Origin of the sequence: Nostoc sp. C057, from assembly GCF_013393925.1 — a bacterium.
GTDB lineage: Bacteria > Cyanobacteriota > Cyanobacteriia > Cyanobacteriales > Nostocaceae > Nostoc > Nostoc muscorum_A.
Genome location: NZ_CP040289.1, coordinates 148,563 through 165,612, shown reverse-complemented (window position 1 = coordinate 165,612; position 17,050 = coordinate 148,563). Strand labels below are relative to the sequence as shown.

Annotated in this window: 19 protein-coding genes; 10 read left to right on the top strand and 9 right to left on the bottom strand. The window is 42.4% G+C overall.

Going from position 1 to position 17,050, the window contains the following annotated elements:
- The first annotated feature begins 65 nt into the window (after positions 1 to 65).
- From FD724_RS37000 to FD724_RS36970, 7 genes are all read left to right on the top strand, one after another.
- Positions 66 to 3,164 (top strand): hypothetical protein, encoded by a 3,099-nt coding sequence (locus FD724_RS37000; protein WP_256874741.1) that lies wholly within the window; start codon positions 66 to 68, stop codon positions 3,162 to 3,164.
- A gap of 49 nt (positions 3,165 to 3,213) precedes the next feature.
- Positions 3,214 to 3,978 carry a tetratricopeptide repeat protein gene (locus tag FD724_RS36995; RefSeq protein WP_179076605.1) on the top strand — a complete coding sequence of 255 codons (765 nt, stop codon included), beginning with the start codon at positions 3,214 to 3,216 and terminating at the stop codon, positions 3,976 to 3,978.
- A 382-nt stretch (positions 3,979 to 4,360) separates the two neighbouring features.
- Complete coding sequence (locus tag FD724_RS36990) at positions 4,361 to 5,128, top strand: hypothetical protein (protein ID WP_179076604.1); 768 nt, start codon at positions 4,361 to 4,363, stop codon at positions 5,126 to 5,128.
- Positions 5,129 to 5,231: 103 nt separating this feature from the next.
- Positions 5,232 to 5,468 (top strand): hypothetical protein, encoded by a 237-nt coding sequence (locus tag FD724_RS36985; protein ID WP_179076603.1) that lies wholly within the window; start codon positions 5,232 to 5,234, stop codon positions 5,466 to 5,468.
- A 293-nt stretch (positions 5,469 to 5,761) separates the two neighbouring features.
- Positions 5,762 to 6,037 carry a hypothetical protein gene (locus FD724_RS36980; protein WP_179076602.1) on the top strand — a complete coding sequence of 92 codons (276 nt, stop codon included), beginning with the start codon at positions 5,762 to 5,764 and terminating at the stop codon, positions 6,035 to 6,037.
- A 180-nt stretch (positions 6,038 to 6,217) separates the two neighbouring features.
- Entirely contained in the window at positions 6,218 to 7,000 is a 783-nt protein-coding gene (locus tag FD724_RS36975; RefSeq protein WP_179076601.1) for a ParA family protein, read from the top strand.
- Positions 7,001 to 7,006: 6 nt separating this feature from the next.
- Entirely contained in the window at positions 7,007 to 7,468 is a 462-nt protein-coding gene (locus tag FD724_RS36970; protein ID WP_179076600.1) for a hypothetical protein, read from the top strand.
- Between the two features lie 80 nt (positions 7,469 to 7,548).
- Here the strand turns inward: FD724_RS36970 and FD724_RS36965 are convergent, their stop codons facing one another.
- The 9 genes from FD724_RS36965 to FD724_RS36925 all read right to left on the bottom strand — a co-directional run bounded on the left by FD724_RS36965 (position 7,549) and on the right by FD724_RS36925 (position 13,658).
- The gene (locus FD724_RS36965) at positions 7,549 to 8,355 is read right to left on the bottom strand and encodes a P63C domain-containing protein (protein WP_179076599.1); all 807 of its coding nucleotides are present in this window, start codon (positions 8,353 to 8,355) and stop codon (positions 7,549 to 7,551) included.
- A gap of 118 nt (positions 8,356 to 8,473) precedes the next feature.
- Positions 8,474 to 9,856 carry a strawberry notch C-terminal domain-containing protein gene (locus tag FD724_RS36960; RefSeq protein ID WP_256874740.1) on the bottom strand — a complete coding sequence of 461 codons (1,383 nt, stop codon included), beginning with the start codon at positions 9,854 to 9,856 and terminating at the stop codon, positions 8,474 to 8,476.
- Positions 9,857 to 11,071, bottom strand: a complete 1,215-nt coding sequence (locus FD724_RS36955) for an RNA-guided endonuclease TnpB family protein (protein ID WP_179076598.1) — start codon at positions 11,069 to 11,071, stop codon at positions 9,857 to 9,859.
- A gap of 26 nt (positions 11,072 to 11,097) precedes the next feature.
- Complete coding sequence (locus tag FD724_RS36950) at positions 11,098 to 11,487, bottom strand: hypothetical protein (RefSeq protein ID WP_179076597.1); 390 nt, start codon at positions 11,485 to 11,487, stop codon at positions 11,098 to 11,100.
- Between the two features lie 158 nt (positions 11,488 to 11,645).
- A complete protein-coding gene (locus FD724_RS36945; RefSeq protein ID WP_225892958.1) occupies positions 11,646 to 11,861 on the bottom strand; it encodes a hypothetical protein in 216 nt (71 codons plus the stop codon).
- Positions 11,854 to 12,180, bottom strand: a complete 327-nt coding sequence (locus FD724_RS36940) for a hypothetical protein (protein ID WP_179076596.1) — start codon at positions 12,178 to 12,180, stop codon at positions 11,854 to 11,856. Before FD724_RS36940 ends, FD724_RS36945 begins: the two co-directional genes overlap by 8 nt.
- Positions 12,181 to 12,201: 21 nt before the next feature.
- Positions 12,202 to 12,534 (bottom strand): hypothetical protein, encoded by a 333-nt coding sequence (locus FD724_RS36935; protein WP_179076595.1) that lies wholly within the window; start codon positions 12,532 to 12,534, stop codon positions 12,202 to 12,204.
- A gap of 78 nt (positions 12,535 to 12,612) precedes the next feature.
- The gene (locus FD724_RS36930) at positions 12,613 to 13,215 is read right to left on the bottom strand and encodes a hypothetical protein (RefSeq protein WP_256874739.1); all 603 of its coding nucleotides are present in this window, start codon (positions 13,213 to 13,215) and stop codon (positions 12,613 to 12,615) included.
- A gap of 107 nt (positions 13,216 to 13,322) precedes the next feature.
- Positions 13,323 to 13,658 carry a helix-turn-helix domain-containing protein gene (locus FD724_RS36925; protein ID WP_094344365.1) on the bottom strand — a complete coding sequence of 112 codons (336 nt, stop codon included), beginning with the start codon at positions 13,656 to 13,658 and terminating at the stop codon, positions 13,323 to 13,325.
- A 236-nt stretch (positions 13,659 to 13,894) separates the two neighbouring features.
- Between FD724_RS36925 and FD724_RS36920 the strand changes: the two genes are divergently transcribed.
- The 3 genes from FD724_RS36920 to FD724_RS36910 all read left to right on the top strand — a co-directional run bounded on the left by FD724_RS36920 (position 13,895) and on the right by FD724_RS36910 (position 16,999).
- Positions 13,895 to 15,448 carry a hypothetical protein gene (locus FD724_RS36920; protein ID WP_179076594.1) on the top strand — a complete coding sequence of 518 codons (1,554 nt, stop codon included), beginning with the start codon at positions 13,895 to 13,897 and terminating at the stop codon, positions 15,446 to 15,448.
- 105 nt (positions 15,449 to 15,553) lie between these two features.
- Complete coding sequence (locus FD724_RS36915; protein WP_256874738.1) at positions 15,554 to 16,465, top strand: hypothetical protein; 912 nt, start codon at positions 15,554 to 15,556, stop codon at positions 16,463 to 16,465.
- 255 nt (positions 16,466 to 16,720) lie between these two features.
- Positions 16,721 to 16,999: a hypothetical protein gene (locus FD724_RS36910; protein ID WP_256874737.1), complete on the top strand. Its 279-nt coding sequence runs from the start codon at positions 16,721 to 16,723 to the stop codon at positions 16,997 to 16,999.
- The last annotated feature ends 51 nt before the right edge of the window (positions 17,000 to 17,050 follow it).

Genomic DNA, 17,050 nt, shown 5'->3' with positions numbered 1-17,050 from the left:
AAAAACAATCATTTTATGATCCCACCGATGGAACCCAGCCCCCTTTTGAAAAAATCGCTATCCACATGAGCGATAGCATCAGCGTGGGCATAATCAACAATCAAGTGACAGCACTGGAGGCATTAGAATCAGAAATTGAGGTACTAAAGACTTACAGTACTTTTGAGCAGAAATCAAATTATCTAGACCAAGTTTCTAACCATTACAAAACCCTGTTTGAGCAAGAACGCCAGAAAGAGCCAAAGTTAATTCGAGAAGAATACAAGCCTTATATGCAAGGGGTTGTTGAAATTGCTCATTCTCAAAGAACTCCCGAAATTATCCAGCAAGCAATGGACATTAACCGTCAAATGTACCGGAGCATGATTGAAGAAGGATGTTATCAAAACCAAATAGCGGTTGATTTATTCAAAAGTGCTAAAAAACCTGAGATGGATAAAATCAGGGAAAACAGCCGCTACTTGTATCGTGATGTTAATTATATTAAAGATAAAAAGTCGCGTTCAGCTTATTTAAACTCTGGCATTACTCCCACTGGTTACTCCCCTGTAGAATTATTAATTAATCAAACTAACAAATATTTCCAACAATCAGAATTAGAATCGCGCCCCATCGTCCAGTTTAAAGACTTGTTCCAAGGAGTAGAATTTACACCACAGCAAAAATTTGCAGCGATCGCCGCCAAGTACGAATTTGATCTGAAGTTCAATGCTGCGGTTCGTGCCTCAAGGCGGCGAGAAACAGAGTCTGGCCCTAGCGCAATTATTCAAACGAATTCAGGAACGCAACTCGAAATTACCAACCTCACCCGCTACGGGCATCCCCTAATATGGAAAGCCCAGACACTTAACATTCGCTTAGATGAGATTAAATTCACAAACAGTGAACGCCCCCATAAATTATTAGCAGTTGCACAGATAGATGACGAGGTTGGGTCAGATGGAAAACCCGCTTACCGCAACCTGGGGACAGTTAGCCAACAATCTGTGACTGACCACAACCTCAAGGCGGGGATGACCATGCAGGGAGGTAAACTCTTAGAACTAAAACCAGAACTTACTAGAAGCCAAACTAAACTACTTTTTGCCAAGGCTTATGAAACGGCAGAAGCATTTTACACGAAGATCCCAGAGTCAGAAAAACTTGCATCCGCCGCCGCCGCTTGGAACATCTGTGCATCCCGCCAGGATGAACTCGAAGTTGCAAGAAAAGAAAACGCAAACCCCCAGGCGATCGCTAAAAAAGTCTCTAATTTCGCCTTCGCTGCTTTCCCCAATGAGATTATTTCTCGCTTAGATGAATTGCAATTTACTGAACCAAAGTTAGTCACACTCAATAATGAAGCGAATCAATTTTTGGGTCGAGACTGGAATCCCACCGAAAAACACCCGATAGAAATTAGGGCTAGCCACCACCCACCGGGACACGAACGCCACGTTTCCAGATTGTTATTTGTACAGGATAGTGACAGCGAATATAAAGAATTCGCCATGTTAGAGACAAGAACTGGACAGCTACCGATTGGCACAAAGGCGCAAGCTAATTTTATTGGCGTGGAACCTGCTACTGCTAAGGCCACTATTGGACTACCAGGAAACGAGCCGATTGAAATTACTATCCGCGAACTCAAGAACTTCTCTTATGCAGGACTTGTTTTTAACGCCGAACCGGTCAACTTAGAATTTGGCACTGTGCCGATTCCTGATAAAACAGTAAAAATCAAACTTGATGCTTTGACTCTGGGTGAGTTAGACAGTGATTCTGTCCAACAGTTGAAACAAGTTGATTACCTAAAAAATGGTAATCCCCTCAAATTAAAACTTACCTCTATCTCCGAAGCTGGAGATCAAGCTTTTGTGCTAGGTGAGTCCCCAAATGGTAATCTCCTCAAAATCAATAAAATCAACTTTTATGATTTTTCTGGTAAGACATTCAACGATCATGATTACCGAAAACTGACTATCGAAACCTCAGCTTCTAAAACTAGAGATGCTGTATTTCTCAATGGTGAACTCCTGGGAGTATTGCACTTCAAAAAAGATAAAGACGCGCTCAGACAGCTTGGACTGCTCAAAACCGGACAACTTACACACGCCGACGCTATTATTGAAAGTAATTTTTCTGTTATTTGCGCTCAAATTGACCCTAATACCGTTGAATATCCCCAGAAGTGGACGAAGGAATTTCAGGCTTTTGGGACTCAATCAATTAACGCTCAACAACTGTATATGATTGATAGTAGCGCGAAAATTCTACATCATATTAAAGAGCGTCCTACTTTCTTATTTTCTACAGAATCAAACAAAAAACTTGGAGTCATGGGCTTGGCTGTTGACAACCTGAAAGCTGAGACTGTGACTAAATGGTTAACTGCTCAAAAAGTTGAATGGCAGCAAGTACCAACAGAAGATGTTATCAGGGAAACTAAAAAAGGTCTAGCAGTATTTCACTTAGTCAGCAGCTCAATTCCCTCCAAAACTTTGGAGAACATGACCAAGAAATTCGGGGCAATTATTGAAACGGATAGTGACTATCAACAAAGAGTTAATTCCCTCGCCACACGACCACAGTTTTTGAAACCACCAGAACAAACAGCACAATCCCCACCTAACCAATCTATAACTCCATCACTCTCCACTACTCCTTATACAATAGACATTACTAATAGTACAAAAACCGAACCTCTAGGTGTAGAGAAGCCCCCGACAGTTACTATTGATGATTTGAGAAATTGGTATAATGCCGCAGATAAGTTAGGGAAGTCGGAGAATTACAAAAAACGCATTGTAGAAGTGGCTTATGGGTTTAAAGCTGGTGAGCAATTATCAGCCGAAGCGTTGACAGTAATGAATAAAGATAAATTTGAGCTTGAAGCCATCATTCGGCTGACTCAAATTGCTCAAAGGATTGGCATGGTCTGGGGTAAGTTTGATGAAAATGGTACTCAAGTTCAAGGAAAGATTTATGACTTGGCTTTCAATACCCAGCAGAGAGATTTAACTATTTCACAGAAGAATGGGGAGGTAATTTTAAACTTGCAATCTGGTCAGGTACAGATTAATAAAGTAACTCCACAGATATTGCAAACTTTTGAGGATGCTAATACTCAAATTGATAAAATATTAGCTAAATCTCAAACACAGCAAGTAGACTTACAAAGATAAATTTATCCTAGAATAGCCTTTTTAAGCAATAGAGAAGGAGAACAACACTATGGAGACGGCTAATTTAGAGCAAGCACAGGTTTCTTATAATCAAGGTCTGGCACATCTAAAGTCAGGTAATTTAGATGAAGTTATCGAGTGCTTTAGAGAGGCATTACTACTTAATCCTAATTTTGCTGAAGTTCACAATACTATAGGAATAATTCAGTTTCAGATCGAAAAATATGAAAATGCAATTCAGCTTTTTGATAACGCATTAGCAATGAATCCGAATTTTGCTGAAGCTTATAATAATCGAGGATTAGCTCGGTCAAAAATCTGTCATAAGTCAGAATTTCCCAAAGTGATTGAAGATTATACTAAAGCCATCATTCTAAATCCAGAATTAGTCCAAGCTTATCTAAATCGGGCTGATACGTATAAAAATTTAACTGGTGACAACCCAGCAGCTATCTTAGATTACAATCAAGTAATTTTACTTGACCCAAACTGTTTATCAGCTTATATAAATAGGGCGAATATTTATTTTTTATCTGGGGAATTAGAAAAATCACTCTTTGATTTAGAAAAAGTATTATCTCTAGATGCTGATTGTGCAGAAGCATACTGTGGACGAGGGACAGTCAGATTCTATCTGGGCAATATTGAAGGCGCTAAAAAAGATTTATTTAAAGCTTTTGGTTTGTATGAGGTGCGAGGGAATATGATTTACTGTGCTTTTACTCGAAGTTTGATTATGGAGCTTTTTCGAGATCATGAAGTTTACAAAGATTTGTTTGGGGTTGAAAGTAGGATAGTCAAATCGAAAAAGTAGCCACTTTTGTCGAGTGGCTACAAATTAAATTCTTTTTTCATTTCTTTCTGCGATCGCAGGCAGCGAGAAACCTCTCATTAATAATCGCTTCAATTCGTCTTAGCAATACCTTCGCCAATTTACGAGGTTGAGTTGATGTATTAACGTCCTGTTCTCAACGGTTTGGCAAAAACAATAAGTCCTAAAAATTCTTTCAAGGTTTCCCGCAAGCATTTTTTTTATGTCTTGTCGCAGCATCAATGGTTTGAGCTTCCAAGCAACCTTGTCAGCTAAACGCTTATGTATGAGTCATTTTGCCGTTTTTGCCAAAATTTTTCTAGGCTCTTATTTTGGCAAAGGTATTGCTTAGGTTAGTATCTTTCTTATCCGTTTTGGCACGGCTATGCCAAATACGCTAAATATAAAGGTAAAACAACTGCCAATGCTCGATTACGTCAGTGCAGGAATCGCGTTTTACATTACAATGCTTCCCGTACAAGAGTGGATATTGGAATTCCGCCTTGGTTATCTCGGTCGCTACTGGAGCTTGATAAGTGTTGTGGGCTTATTAATTGGCTTTTTGCTCTGTGCGCTGATATTTATACCATTAATTATTAATATGGTACTAGATCCGTTCAGATATCCAGATCATTTGGTTATGAGTGCGATCGCTGCGGTGATTTTCGGTGCAATACTCTGGCTGGGGCAGTGGCTAATACTGCGACAGACTGAGATGACACCAAGAGTTTTTGCGCTCATCAATACAGTAGTTGGAATTTTTGTCTTCTCTGTGCTGGTATGGTTCAATCAACAAAGCTTGCAGTGGAGCGGTGGCCCAATTGAAGGCTGGAGAACCGGACTCATATTTCTAGTGGGTGGTACAGTTACCGGAGCAGCGACGGGTAAAGCATTAGATTTTTACTGTGGACGAGTTGAGCAGCGATTAATCAGACTTGAGAGGGAGAGGGTAGAGCAAGAAACCCAAGAGCGAGAAAGGCTTTTGAAAGAAAGAATTGAGAAAGAGAAATTAGCGCAAGAACGCCTAGAAGCAGAGATGGCAGAGCGGAAAAGGAAACAGCGAGAGGCGGCTCAAGAGGAAGAACGCCTCTGGTACGAACAACACGGGAAGGATTATGCAGATTATGAATATGACGAGGAGGAGGAAGAATAACTTTGTGCTGACTATCTTGTTGGGGGTAGAGTGTAGGAAAAAAATCAAGAAAAATAAATATGAGTGCAAACATAAATAAACTTCTTTGCTACACAACGCTGGCATGAGCATTACTACACCCCACACCCAAAAGCCTTATAAATACAGGAATTTGCCGTTATCAAGCGTGCCATTCGGCTATAAATCAAAGTCAAGGCTGAAGGTTTCCGGTTCAGAATCTTCTTCTTTGTCTTGTGCAAATGGAGTTGAAGTCATTGAAGGAAGTTTGTTCGACTCAGTAGTAATCGGCGTGAAAGCTACTTGTTGTGTGGCTAATCCAACCTTGATGAAAACAAAATAGCAAGTCCCTTATAAAGTAAAGCGTCTCCAGACTCAAGAGCTTATCATAACCTCTTGGGGGCTAAATGGGGTAAAATCTCAACCAGTCGAATATACCCCACAAAGCCCCCACAAAGCCCCTACTTAGGGGTCAAATTTTGCTCAAGCCTTTAAATAATCTTGGGGTACATATAGCCCCCATATAGCCCCCACATTTTTTTGAAATGTTTTCTATCAACGCAGTAAAAATTAAATTAGATCAGAATGCCTCCAGCGCTCTGAGGATTTTGAGTTTCCACCACGGGTTTTTTGTGAGTGCTGTGCCGAGTGTGGACGTGGCGAGTCATCATTAGCGATCGCCGACAGTACATTTTGGGTCAACTCTACTGGCTGGCTCATCAGTTATATTTAGCGACTGTCCCTCTGATTTATGGCAAGGATCTGGTTTGGTTGGAACCTGAATTGTTAGGCTTAGGTTGTTGTGGCTTGGGTAGTCTACCAGTGGATTTCATGTATACCCGTGTTCTAAATAACTCTGTAACAGTAAGGGTTATGGACTTTAATTTAAATGCTTCATCTTTACAAGTTTGAAACTTTTCAAAAATGCAGTTTTACATTTAGTCAAGTTTTCAAAAGTGCAACTTTGGATTTAGATAAATATTCAACTTAACAAGGTTGCATTTTTTTAATTATGTATTTACTCAAAAAGTCAATGTGTTATGTATAATGTGTTGCAACTTTACAGCATGGACAAAGTTCAGGTTTTTCAAAATGCACACTGTCAGCTCTATATCTTTGGCTGGGGGCCAGGGAAAAACTACAGTAGTCTTGTTCGTAGCAAGATTACTAGCTTTTCAAGGACACACTGTTTTGCTGGTTGATGCTGATCCTCAAAGTAGCTTAACGACTTTCCTGGGGCATACAGTAGAGCCAGACAGTCCAACACTCCTAGAAGTCCTAAAAAAACAGGTTAATACAGAAGACGGAATTTACAAGACACAATACGACAATTTGTTTTTAATTCCTTCTGATGACGCACTCGATAACGTACAAGACTATCTTGCTAGTAGTGGAACAGGTGCTTTTACGCTCAAAAAACGCCTAGCTTCAGTCGCTAAACTATTTGACTATTGTATTGTTGACGCTCCTCCGCAGCGATCGCAAATTTGTTTGACAGTGATTGGTGCAAGCGACGCTTTAATGATTCCAATTGAAACTTCTGTAAAAGGCTTACAGTCTCTAATACGCACACTAGAGCTAATTACTGAACTTCGGGATGATCAGGAAGCATTTAATGGTGAAATTCTTGGTGTAATTCCTTTTCGTGATCGATGGGTAGGCTTACGTCGCACAACAGAAAGCGAAAGTAATATTGAGTCAATGAAACAGATAAGTACCCAATGGTTAGAGTCTGATCTGGTACTGCCATCGATTCGAGAGTCAGAAAAGTTTAAACAAGCCATTAATAAAGGGCTGACTTTGCATCAGATGCACCAGGATGACTTAGCATATCCAATTGAAGTAATAGTCGAAAAAATTAAAAGGTTAAAATAAAACGTTATGAGTGACGCTAATGATATTCGCTCTATGCTTACATCTAAATCACGAGTTAAGGTAGCTCCTCGTGATCCATCTTTAAGCAATAAACGCTCTACTCCAGAGAGTAAACCACTGGTTGAAGTTGATGATGAAATACCTGAAACTGAAATAGATACATCTACTACATCTGCTACATCTGAAGATTTATTAGGATTAGAGACAGAACTAAATAACCTTCCTACTGTTGGCAAACGCTTGGCTGTTCATTTAGAGCAGGGAATTAGAGAAGATTTAGTTAAATTATGTGATAGCAACGATATTACACCAGAAATTTTAATTGAAGCTGCGATCGCTTTGTTACAAGAAAAACCTAACTTGAAGTCAAAAGTTCTAGCCGATGCCAAAGTACGATTAGCTAAACGCAAACGTGCTGGATTAGTACGGCGTACTTTGGCAATGATGCAAAAATATGGTGGAAGTTAGGTTTAAAACGGATCGTAGAAGCCGCCAGACTTTGGTGATTGCGGTAAGCCGTTGTCAGCTTACCGCAGAACTCACACTAACTATTCCACATTCCAACCATCAAACAGATTAGGCTGATCAATTCCGTACTGCCTCTGCACCAGCCGCCTCAGTTCTGCCACCGAATTAGCCGACTTCATCAGAACCAGAACTGATATCACATGGGGAGATAATCTCTCCTTTGTTTCTTTCGACAGCATTTGATGTATTTTGTACTTCCTCCTCCCGTTAGGCAAAATTGGATTAACGATATCGAGCTTGGCTTTTTCTTCTGGAGTCATCCAGTTGTAGACAAACTCCCAATAGTATTTGCCGTTTTGTATGTGCTTTTTATGTAGTTTGCTTATCCGTGCTAAATTTTCCTCAAACTCAGCCTCGAAAAGTCTTGTCCAAGGGCGGGGCGTATCTAAGATGTGAGAATCATCTATGCGTCGCTGTTCGACTGTACGTCGTTCACCCCAGACTTGATCGAATCTGCTAGTAAGTGAGTCTTCAGATAAGGCATCAATTAACCTCCGAGCTTGTGCATTTCCTTTTGTGTCGAAATAACGCCAAATTATTCTGGCATCTTTTAGTGACCACGTTATAGCACGTGTTACTGTTGTTTTAACCGTATATTCCGCAGAAAGTGTAACCTGATTTAAGCCTTGTTCTACAAGGGTTTTATAGACACGCGGTAGGCTAAACTGTAACCTGGTCAGCCAGTTTTTATTTATACCTATTGTCTCAAGTATGTGATTTTGAGACATCCGGTATTCTTTCGTCTCAACAATCCTAATGGCATCAAACCGATAGTTGCCGATGTACAACTCAACGGCTTGGGCGGCTGCAAATTCTTTCTTAGCCATGATTGCTTTCTCCACAAAAATTTCATCAATTTCTCGCGGAGCGCTTGCCAAGGTGATTATTAATTTTTTGAAAGTAAAAAAGACCCAGATTAAATGTCTAGGTCTTTGAGGTTGGAAATTATCCCAAGATTTCAATCACAGCCGCTAGAATAGTTGGGGCTTTGTCTGAAACCGGAATGAATACCCGCTTTTGCCAGTTAATGATCTCGGTGAAGCAACCCACAGCTAAGAGTCGCTCTGCCAGTGAGATAGCATTAACCAGTTCTATGCGAGGTTCATTAGCAACGAAAGACCGCCGCAGCGTAATTCCTCCTGGTAGTTGCTGTGTATATCTCTCGTTTAATACCAGCTTCACAAGTTCTTCTGGAGAAAGGACTTGATTTCTTAGTCCGAGTTGTTCGCGCACGGTTTGAATGTCGTGAGCATTCACCACCCGACCGAGAATCTTTTGTCCATCGCTGGTTTGCAACCGGAATACTCGACTATTGTGCTGTGGCAGTATTTTCCAGATAGGTAGGAGAATACCAGTTACTAAATGCAGGTAATCGGTTGTGAACTTAGGCAGTGTGTCCACTTCCTTCGACCACCCTGCGACGAACGCATCGACACAAACCGCTTTCCAAGTGGAAGATTCTAAATCCTTGACTGGTATACGGATTTCTTTCTGTGGACGGACGAGTAACACTCTTGGTACAACACCACCATCAGCGTCGTAGATACTATGTGTCGGAATTGACACAGCAGCATGACCAGACTTGGTGTTAACCATCAATTTCCCCTGGTACATACTGGCAAACTCAAGCATTTCGTCAGCCGTTCTGATGTTATTCTTCTGAGTGCGTTCTATCTTGAGATAGTTCGTTACGCTACCTGTGGCAGGGTGGGTGTACACAGCTTCCTGGCTCTCAACAGTAAACCGTTCAGCCCGGAGTGTCTCTACACCCATCTCATAGACCCCTGCGGCGATCGCTGCTTCAATCTGCTGGCTCAAGAGTAGTTCAAACCTCTCGAAAATGATGTTTTGCATATCAATTCGTAAAGCCAGTAGTCGATTGAGGAATTGACGTAGGGGTGGGAGGTCGATTTTCATGCCGCCTTCATGAGAAGTTAAGCACAATCCAGTCATTTGCTCAAACTTTCCTAAAGGGACTTCATAAAATCGACCTTGGAATATCTGCTTGAACAGTTCATACAGTGCATATTCGGCGTAGTTTGACTCAAGGTTATCTTTGTTTGAAAATATTCCGTTACCTCCGGTTTGCCTTTGCCCCCTTGTGAGTGCGCCCAAGCTATCCAGCCTTCGAGCGATGGTTGAGATAAAGCGGCGTTCACCGATGACGTTAGTGGTAACAGGTCTGAACACGGGTGCTGATGCTTGGTTGGTTCTGTGCGATCGTCCAAGCCCTTGAATTGCATTGTCTGCTCTCCAGCCGGCTTCAAGCAGATAGTGCGATCGCCGCCGATTAAGAGCGTTGAGATCAGCGTGTTGACACTCCCCCAATTAGAAATTTGGGGATTCTTGCGTCTTCGGGATTCCAACGAATTTACCCTCAGCAAGCATCTTGACCGTATGCCCTACGGCTGCAAGTCCTCTCACAAGAACTACTTGGGCAGCTGCCACATCTCTATCATTGCTATAGCCGCAATTCAAGCAAATATGAGTACGTTCTGAAAGCTCTTTCTTGCCTGTATCGGTTCCACAATTAGGGCAAATTTGGCTAGTTTTACGACTGTCTACTTTCTGAAAATAGACACCACGCTTAAGACAAGTTTGCTGTAGTATGTTGAAGAATTGACCGAATCCAGCGTCTAAACAGTGTTTGCCCAGTATTCCACGGGATAAACCAACTAAATTCAAGTTTTCAACAAACACCATTCCGACATCGTTGCAGATTTGGTGAGACAGTTTAGAGTGCCAATCTTTGCGGCAACGAGCAATGTACTCATGAAATTTTGCCACTTTCTTTTGAGCTTTCTTCGAGTTGTTCGAGCCAATACGTTTTCGAGAGACGCGCTTTTGCAGCAATTTCAGCTTGCTTTGGGCATCAACAAAAAACCTTGGACGCTTGAGTGTTAGCCCATTGGAAGTTGCGATAAAACTTGTTAATCCTACATCAATTCCTACTGCTTCACCGTGAGGTATTGGTTGTGGTACATCTACATTCCACTGCACAATGAGCAACACGTACCATCCAGAAGCACGTTTAATAATATGAGCTTGTTTTACTACACCACTGTCAGGTATTTCGCGTGATTGATGAAATTTTACCCAGCCAATTTTAGGAAGTTTTATTCTTCTTTTTTGAATTGAATTACCTTTTAACAGTGGAAACACAAAAGAGCGCATCTTCCCTAGTTTTTTGAATCTGGGGAATCCGTGTTTGAGTTCCCACATTGCAACAAAAGCTTTCTCAAGACGTTTCAATGTTTGTTGTAAAACTTGTGCTGCAACTGTACTAAGTTCAGGATACTTCTTTTTTACTTGGGTTAATCTTTCGGATTGGTTAAAATAGGTTGGTCGTGGGGTATCGGCAGGAATTATATACTCAGAATGTAACGAACAAGCATTAATCCGACAACTACGAGATTTAATCCAATCTTTACGCTCACACAGCGCATAATTATAGACACGGCGACATTGTTCTAACCAGTCTTCAAATATGCCTATTTGGGCGCGAGTAGGTTTAAGTTTAAATTCGTAGGTCAGATGAAACACTTGAACTATCTCCTAATTCTTTTTGATTACCCTACTAAATACCTAAGTACTTGCGGATCTATCGCAGCAATCCGCTTTTTAATAGATTGTGGAGGATTCTTGAAAAACCGTTTTAAATCCCGACTTTTGACTAAATAATTTCTAGTAGAACGTCTGATGGCTTTAAGCCAACCTAGTCTTACCCATCTAGCAACAGTAGAAGAGTTTAGTGAAAGGGCTTGAGCAATTTGGTTACAACTATAATTGTCCAGAGTGGGACGTGCAGAATAACCCAACGCATAGAGCTTTTTATGAACAGCTAATGTTGTGCGGTGATAGCCTCGTCTTCTGAGTCTGTATGCTATCTGTTTAGGTGTGTAGGCTTCAGACATTTCTTCAAGAATCTCTAACTCTTGGGGAGTCCATTTTTTCTTCATTTGTTGACCTCCATAGCTACTGATAAATTGAATATTTAGGCTAGTGGCGACTCAAAGCTGAATCACCTTTGTTTGTTATCAATTACCTTTGTTGTTGATTTTGATAGTTTCCATGTGTGCAAAGTGATGGCTGTATTTGTTTGAATGAGTTAATGGGCTTAGTTAGTCGGCAATTTGTCAGAATCTTGTGTGATTGTCAGTAAAAAACCGTGTTTAGTATTCTGCACTCGTACTAGTTCTCTATCGAGTAATGATTGGATTACTGTTCGTGAGAAATTAATGCTGTGTAAAGGAGCAGAACCACCATAGCGGCGCAAGAAAAGCAGCAAGCTAGCAGCCGTGAGGTCAGAGCAGTTTTTGGGCAGTTTAGCCATTAGCTATGTCTCCAGGAATTGCTTTTAATTCGTACTTAAGCAGTTCAAGTTGGCGTAGACATTTTTCTATTTCAGCCTGAATCTCTGCTCTCAATTCCTGCGGTGTCAGTAATTTAATCTCGTTCTCTAAGTGATTTCCTTCATCAATAGAATTGATGTCAGGCATGACGATGTACCGCCAGCCTTCGCCATATTCGTATGCTAAAAGACTATCGCTTGGGTAATACTTGATGCCGATGATCAGTCCTTGTTCTGCACGTTGTCTCAAGGTGAAACAGGGGTATTTCCAGCCTTGAGGAATGGTGATTGTTGGTTGCATGGTTGTAATTGGTGAAGTTGACTATGCTGCTATGGCTTTATCTGTAACTCTGGATTTCTTTGCTACTTTCATGAAGTCATCCAACCCAACTGCTGCTTCTTCTGCCTGGGCGTACCGAATCTGATCCATAGCGTTAGACCAGTGGGTAATGTGCTGAAATATCACCCCAATCATCGAATCGCCTTTGTACACTCGATAATTCTTGGGGCAGGCTCCATTGACGTAAACGAGCGTGTAACCAGGGATTTCGATAATCTCTGCATTCGGGTCTGTTGGCGGTAGAAAAATTTTCTCTGGTGAATCATCCAACTCGGCTACTTGAAGAGAGGGCGTAGTTTCTGTGGTGTATGCCATTGTGATGTTTGTTACCTATTACGCTGTAGAGGCGATTACAATTGTCTTGATGTGCAATCGCCCTTTTTATGTCAGTGGTTACGCTGCTACAGCTGATCGGACTCCCAAAAACGTAATCGCTTCTTCTGCACTCGATGCGAATCTGTTCATGCCGTATGTGCGGGGTCTGGAATACCAGCCTTGGTAATTGCAACCGATGTAGCCTACTAGCTGATTATCTCGGTAAAGTTTAGTACTGAAGGATAACCAATCAATCTGGGGATGCCACAGGTTGAACTTGACACAAGCTTTTTCTAATTCATCGCCGAGGCGTTCATTGCGCTCCAATGGAGTTTCTGGAAGTGTCCCTTTAACCTCTGCAATTCTTTTTGCGAACCAGTCCCTATCAAAGGGTAGTCGTCCGCTACCGACTAACTGCACCCATACCGTAATCCCGCCTTCAATCCAGATGGTGCGGACTGATTCGGGTTCCACTTCGATAATCTCGCCAATGATGCGGCGATCTCTGCTGGTGAGAGGATCTTGGGTGGGGGCTACAGCTTCGGCTTGGGATTCGAGATAGCTGTCGAGTTCTGCTTGGGCTTGGGCTTGTTCATCTTTAAAGGGAACTTCTGTAACTGTTGTTGGTGTGTTGTAGTTGAAGCTAGAAGCCGTTTGCTGTGTGTAAACTGATTGAGTCATAATATAGATTCCTGCAAAGGGTCAAAGGGCGATCGCACAAGTTTCGTAGGCTGGGGCGGTCGTCTTTTGTTTTCATATCTCTATAATAACAACTCAGAGTACAAAAATCAACTAGAAGTACAAATATTTTTGGAAACTTCAACACGTAAGTCAGACATAATCTCAATCAGTTCTACACCAAGAGTTTTGGCGATTGCTGTAATGATTTTTGTTGAAACAGAGGCTGCTTCGCCATTCTCCAGCTTTCTAATGTATTCTTGAGAGCATTCAACCTTTTGGCTCAAAAGCGCATCTGCAATCTCACGCCTAGACTTCTTGCCACGTAACAGTCTTAGGCTATTTCCACATTCTTTATTCCACGCAAGCATAACAACCCAGTCCAGGGGAACCATAATTACCTCCTTTGTATTTTTTACTTTTATATTTGCACTTTCAGTTGTCATGTGGCAAGATAGTTTTTGTACTGTGAGTTCAATCAACCAGTTCAGTTATACAAGAATTCATAGACGGCATGAGTATTCCAGCCGTCAAATTGTTTTGTGAACTTATTTTAAGGAGGTTATGGCAAAAATAATTACGCTTTTCCAAAGGCAATAAAAAGTAATTGCTGAGAATACAGCAGTTTTCATTTGCATTGACCAGTATTTCCCGTGTGTATACAGCACATACAGGTAAAATCATGCTGACACTAAACCGTTCCGAAACAACATCAGCACTCGATTACAACATTCTCAATACCAGCATCCAAGATACCTTTGCTGCCATAGACCGCTTCGAGTGGCAGGCAATAGAAGAACTGCGGGTGATGCGGAATAACGGCTATTACTCTGATGCTGGTTATGCCAGTTTTGAAGATTATTGCGAAAAAGAACTAACCAAGCACGGTGGATATCGCCGGGTCAGAGATTTGCTGTCTGCGAAGAAAGTAGTTGATACTCTGCCAGAGGAACTGAAAGACAAGATTACTAAGCCTTCTCAAACCCGTTCCTTACTTCGACTGGTCAAAACTCCTGACAAGTTAGAGCAAGCTGTTGCGATCGCAGTCCAAGAAAAACCCTTCCCCACTGCCGCAGACTTCGCCAAAGCAGTGCAGCAAGTCGCACCAACAGCTAAACGCGCCGCAAAAAGCGAAAACCCAAAAACGCAATTGCGTAATTCTGTCACTGTTTCACAACAGTCACACCCTCGTTATGGGGATTCGGGAGTGATTGAGGCTTCGGCTCCAAATCACTGGCAACAGATTGTCACCTTTGCTGATGGTGAGAGGTTGTTGATCAACAATGCTGATTTGGATGCCCCTAGCGTTCCCTTTCCCAGAGAACGCACTTACCCCGCAGAATATACCGAAGCGATCGCTGCTATTGAAGAACGCCATAAACAGGAGTTAGAGCGACTTTCTCAGGAATTGAGAATTGGTTTGCAAACAGAGGCCGCAGCCAGGGCAGAAGAACAAGTGCAAGAGCAAATCTCATCCTTGCAAAACCTGTACAAGCAACAAAGGGAGCAAAACGTTCAGTTACAGCAACGGCTGGATGAAATGGAATCGCTACGGCAGTTAGAAATTGAGAATCAGCAACTTCAGCAACGCATTCAGGAATTAGAACACGCCGTAGAACAACGCCCTTCTCAAGAATGGGGAAATACCATGACCCAGCAAGTCAAGCTTGCACTGGAAAAAACCATTGATTTGCGATCGCTTGCAGCAGAACCCCCAAAAGAGAATGCCCAGGAGTGCTTACGGCTCATGGGCATGGCTTTGAAAAACCTAAGCGAAGCGATGAACAACACCCAAGCGTTAGAAGCAGCAGCGATAATTCTGGGGAGTGAGCCGACACCAACTGCGATCGCATATCGAGCCGAGCAATTAGAAATGTTGCCCCAAGCGGTTAGTGATATTCGGCGGGTGCTTGCACAGCCTGGGTGTACGTGGCAGGACTATTCGGTAGTGGCGCAAGAGTATGAGGTGATTAAACAAGACTACTGGGCGGAATTGACCAGTGAGGAAACAGAGTTAATTACTGCACTCCAGAAAGCATCCTCTCAACCAGACATAATCGGGCTTGGTTCTATTGTTGCCCATGCTGATCCTTACCGTACTTTGTATGTTGCCAGAGGCGAGGTGATTCAGGATTTGGGAGATGAGGTAATCGTCGCCTGGGATCACTGGAAGGAACAATCAAAGAAGACTGACAGGTATTTCCGAGACGAGTTGCGATTCTGGCAACCTGAATAGGCTTTTAGTGTATTGGTAACTTTTTAGACAACCAAATACAAGTACCAAGCCCCGTGACCGCAATGGGGGAAATTTTCGTGCGTCAATATAACAGGAGATTGAAATATGACTGCAACTATTACCAGACCTAAGCCCAAAAAGGCTGCTGCCGCTAAACCACAGTCACCGTATAAAAGGCTTCATGTGATTATTCCCATAGAAGATATGTTATGGGCTTCCCAGCAAAAGCCTTCAGTTACGCAATTGTGGCAGGAGTGTTGGACGGCTGACCCTTATGGCTCCCGGTGGATGCCTTTGACTTCTGCTTTGGGCTACAGTACTTTTATCTCTGCGAAGAAAATTCTCTCCGACAGTGGACTATTCATTTTCAAGCCAGACAAGTCCATAGAAGATGGCCGGGAAACTATGAGGTGGACTGTCAAGAATTTACATGGCAGTCGGATAAAGGAATTTTGGGAAAAAGGGGATTCTGCGAAACGAGAATTAGATGCTGAAAAACGAGAATCAAATGCTGGGGATTCAGAGATAGATGCTGGCTGTGAAGAAATGCGTGCTTTGTATGAAGCGTCTATTTTGGGTAAAAGACAGTCAGAGCAAGGGTTCTGTGAACCCTCACGAACTGCTCAGGAACACCTCACAAACTCTACAAAAGAGTTTGTGAGGTGTAACTCTGACACGCTTACAGAAATTTCGCATGGAGATGAGACGGCGATCGCTCCCTTGGGGGTCGCGTCGCCTCAGACTGTTGTAAGCGTGTCAGAGAAGGAGGAAGACTCGCCTACGGCGAATGATTGTACATCGCTGACGCTTGTGGAAGCTGCACCAAGTCAGTCTACTTCGTTGTTGGTTGAAAACCAGGATTGTGGTGTTGATGAGAAAGGCTGTCATGAAGATGCTTGTTCCGCCGCACCCGTTGCACAAAATGAAAAATCTTTAAATTCTCAATACCTTTGCCAAAATAAGAGCCTAGAAAAATTTTGGCAAAAACGGCAAAATGACTCATACATAAGCGTTTAGCTGACAAGGTTGCTTGGAAGCTCAAACCATTGATGCTGCGACAAGACATAAAAAAAATGCTTGCGGGAAACCTTGAAAGAATTTTTAGGACTTATTGTTTTTGCCAAACCGTTGAGAACAGGACGTTAATACATCAACTCAACCTCGTAAATTGGCGAAGGTATTGATTCTGCGATCGCTAATCAAACACCGGGGCAAGTAGAACAGGGTGAGTCTGCTTCCTTATCGGGAGGAAATCAAGTCTCTGTCCTTGAAGTGAAAGCGGATCATGAAGGCGAAGGTTCCGCCGCGTCTGTCCCTAATGGTGAAAAGTGGTCACACGAGGCGATTGTTGCAAGGGCAAATATGCGACCGGAGCGGATGCAGAAACTCAAAGTTGCGACGAATTCGGGGCAGAATCCGGGGTTTGAGTTCTTGCAGGAGTGCTGGAATGATGATCCGGCTTTGCAGATTGTGATCAAGAAGTTACTGGTGAAGTTTCCGCAGTGGGGTATCGCTTGTGTGGATGGGGTGTTGGTGGATTGGGAGGAGTAGCTGGAAGAATGGCAAAACACAAATTGTATACTACTTGTATTGTATTTCGTT

Excerpts from the sequence above, each read along its gene's own strand:
- FD724_RS37000 (WP_256874741.1), top strand. The coding sequence starts at position 66 with ATGAGCGATAGCATCAGCGTGGGCATAATCAACAATCAAGTGACAGCA.
- FD724_RS36995 (WP_179076605.1), top strand. The coding sequence starts at position 3,214 with ATGGAGACGGCTAATTTAGAGCAAGCACAGGTTTCTTATAATCAAGGT.
- FD724_RS36990 (WP_179076604.1), top strand. The coding sequence starts at position 4,361 with ATGCCAAATACGCTAAATATAAAGGTAAAACAACTGCCAATGCTCGAT.
- FD724_RS36985 (WP_179076603.1), top strand. The coding sequence starts at position 5,232 with ATGAGCATTACTACACCCCACACCCAAAAGCCTTATAAATACAGGAAT.
- FD724_RS36975 (WP_179076601.1), top strand. The coding sequence starts at position 6,218 with ATGCACACTGTCAGCTCTATATCTTTGGCTGGGGGCCAGGGAAAAACT.
- FD724_RS36970 (WP_179076600.1), top strand. The coding sequence starts at position 7,007 with ATGAGTGACGCTAATGATATTCGCTCTATGCTTACATCTAAATCACGA.
- FD724_RS36965 (WP_179076599.1), bottom strand. The coding sequence starts at position 8,355 with ATGGCTAAGAAAGAATTTGCAGCCGCCCAAGCCGTTGAGTTGTACATC.
- FD724_RS36950 (WP_179076597.1), bottom strand. The coding sequence starts at position 11,487 with ATGAAGAAAAAATGGACTCCCCAAGAGTTAGAGATTCTTGAAGAAATG.
- FD724_RS36945 (WP_225892958.1), bottom strand. The coding sequence starts at position 11,861 with ATGGCTAAACTGCCCAAAAACTGCTCTGACCTCACGGCTGCTAGCTTG.
- FD724_RS36940 (WP_179076596.1), bottom strand. The coding sequence starts at position 12,180 with ATGCAACCAACAATCACCATTCCTCAAGGCTGGAAATACCCCTGTTTC.
- FD724_RS36935 (WP_179076595.1), bottom strand. The coding sequence starts at position 12,534 with ATGGCATACACCACAGAAACTACGCCCTCTCTTCAAGTAGCCGAGTTG.
- FD724_RS36930 (WP_256874739.1), bottom strand. The coding sequence starts at position 13,215 with ATGACTCAATCAGTTTACACACAGCAAACGGCTTCTAGCTTCAACTAC.
- FD724_RS36925 (WP_094344365.1), bottom strand. The coding sequence starts at position 13,658 with ATGACAACTGAAAGTGCAAATATAAAAGTAAAAAATACAAAGGAGGTA.
- FD724_RS36920 (WP_179076594.1), top strand. The coding sequence starts at position 13,895 with ATGCTGACACTAAACCGTTCCGAAACAACATCAGCACTCGATTACAAC.
- FD724_RS36915 (WP_256874738.1), top strand. The coding sequence starts at position 15,554 with ATGACTGCAACTATTACCAGACCTAAGCCCAAAAAGGCTGCTGCCGCT.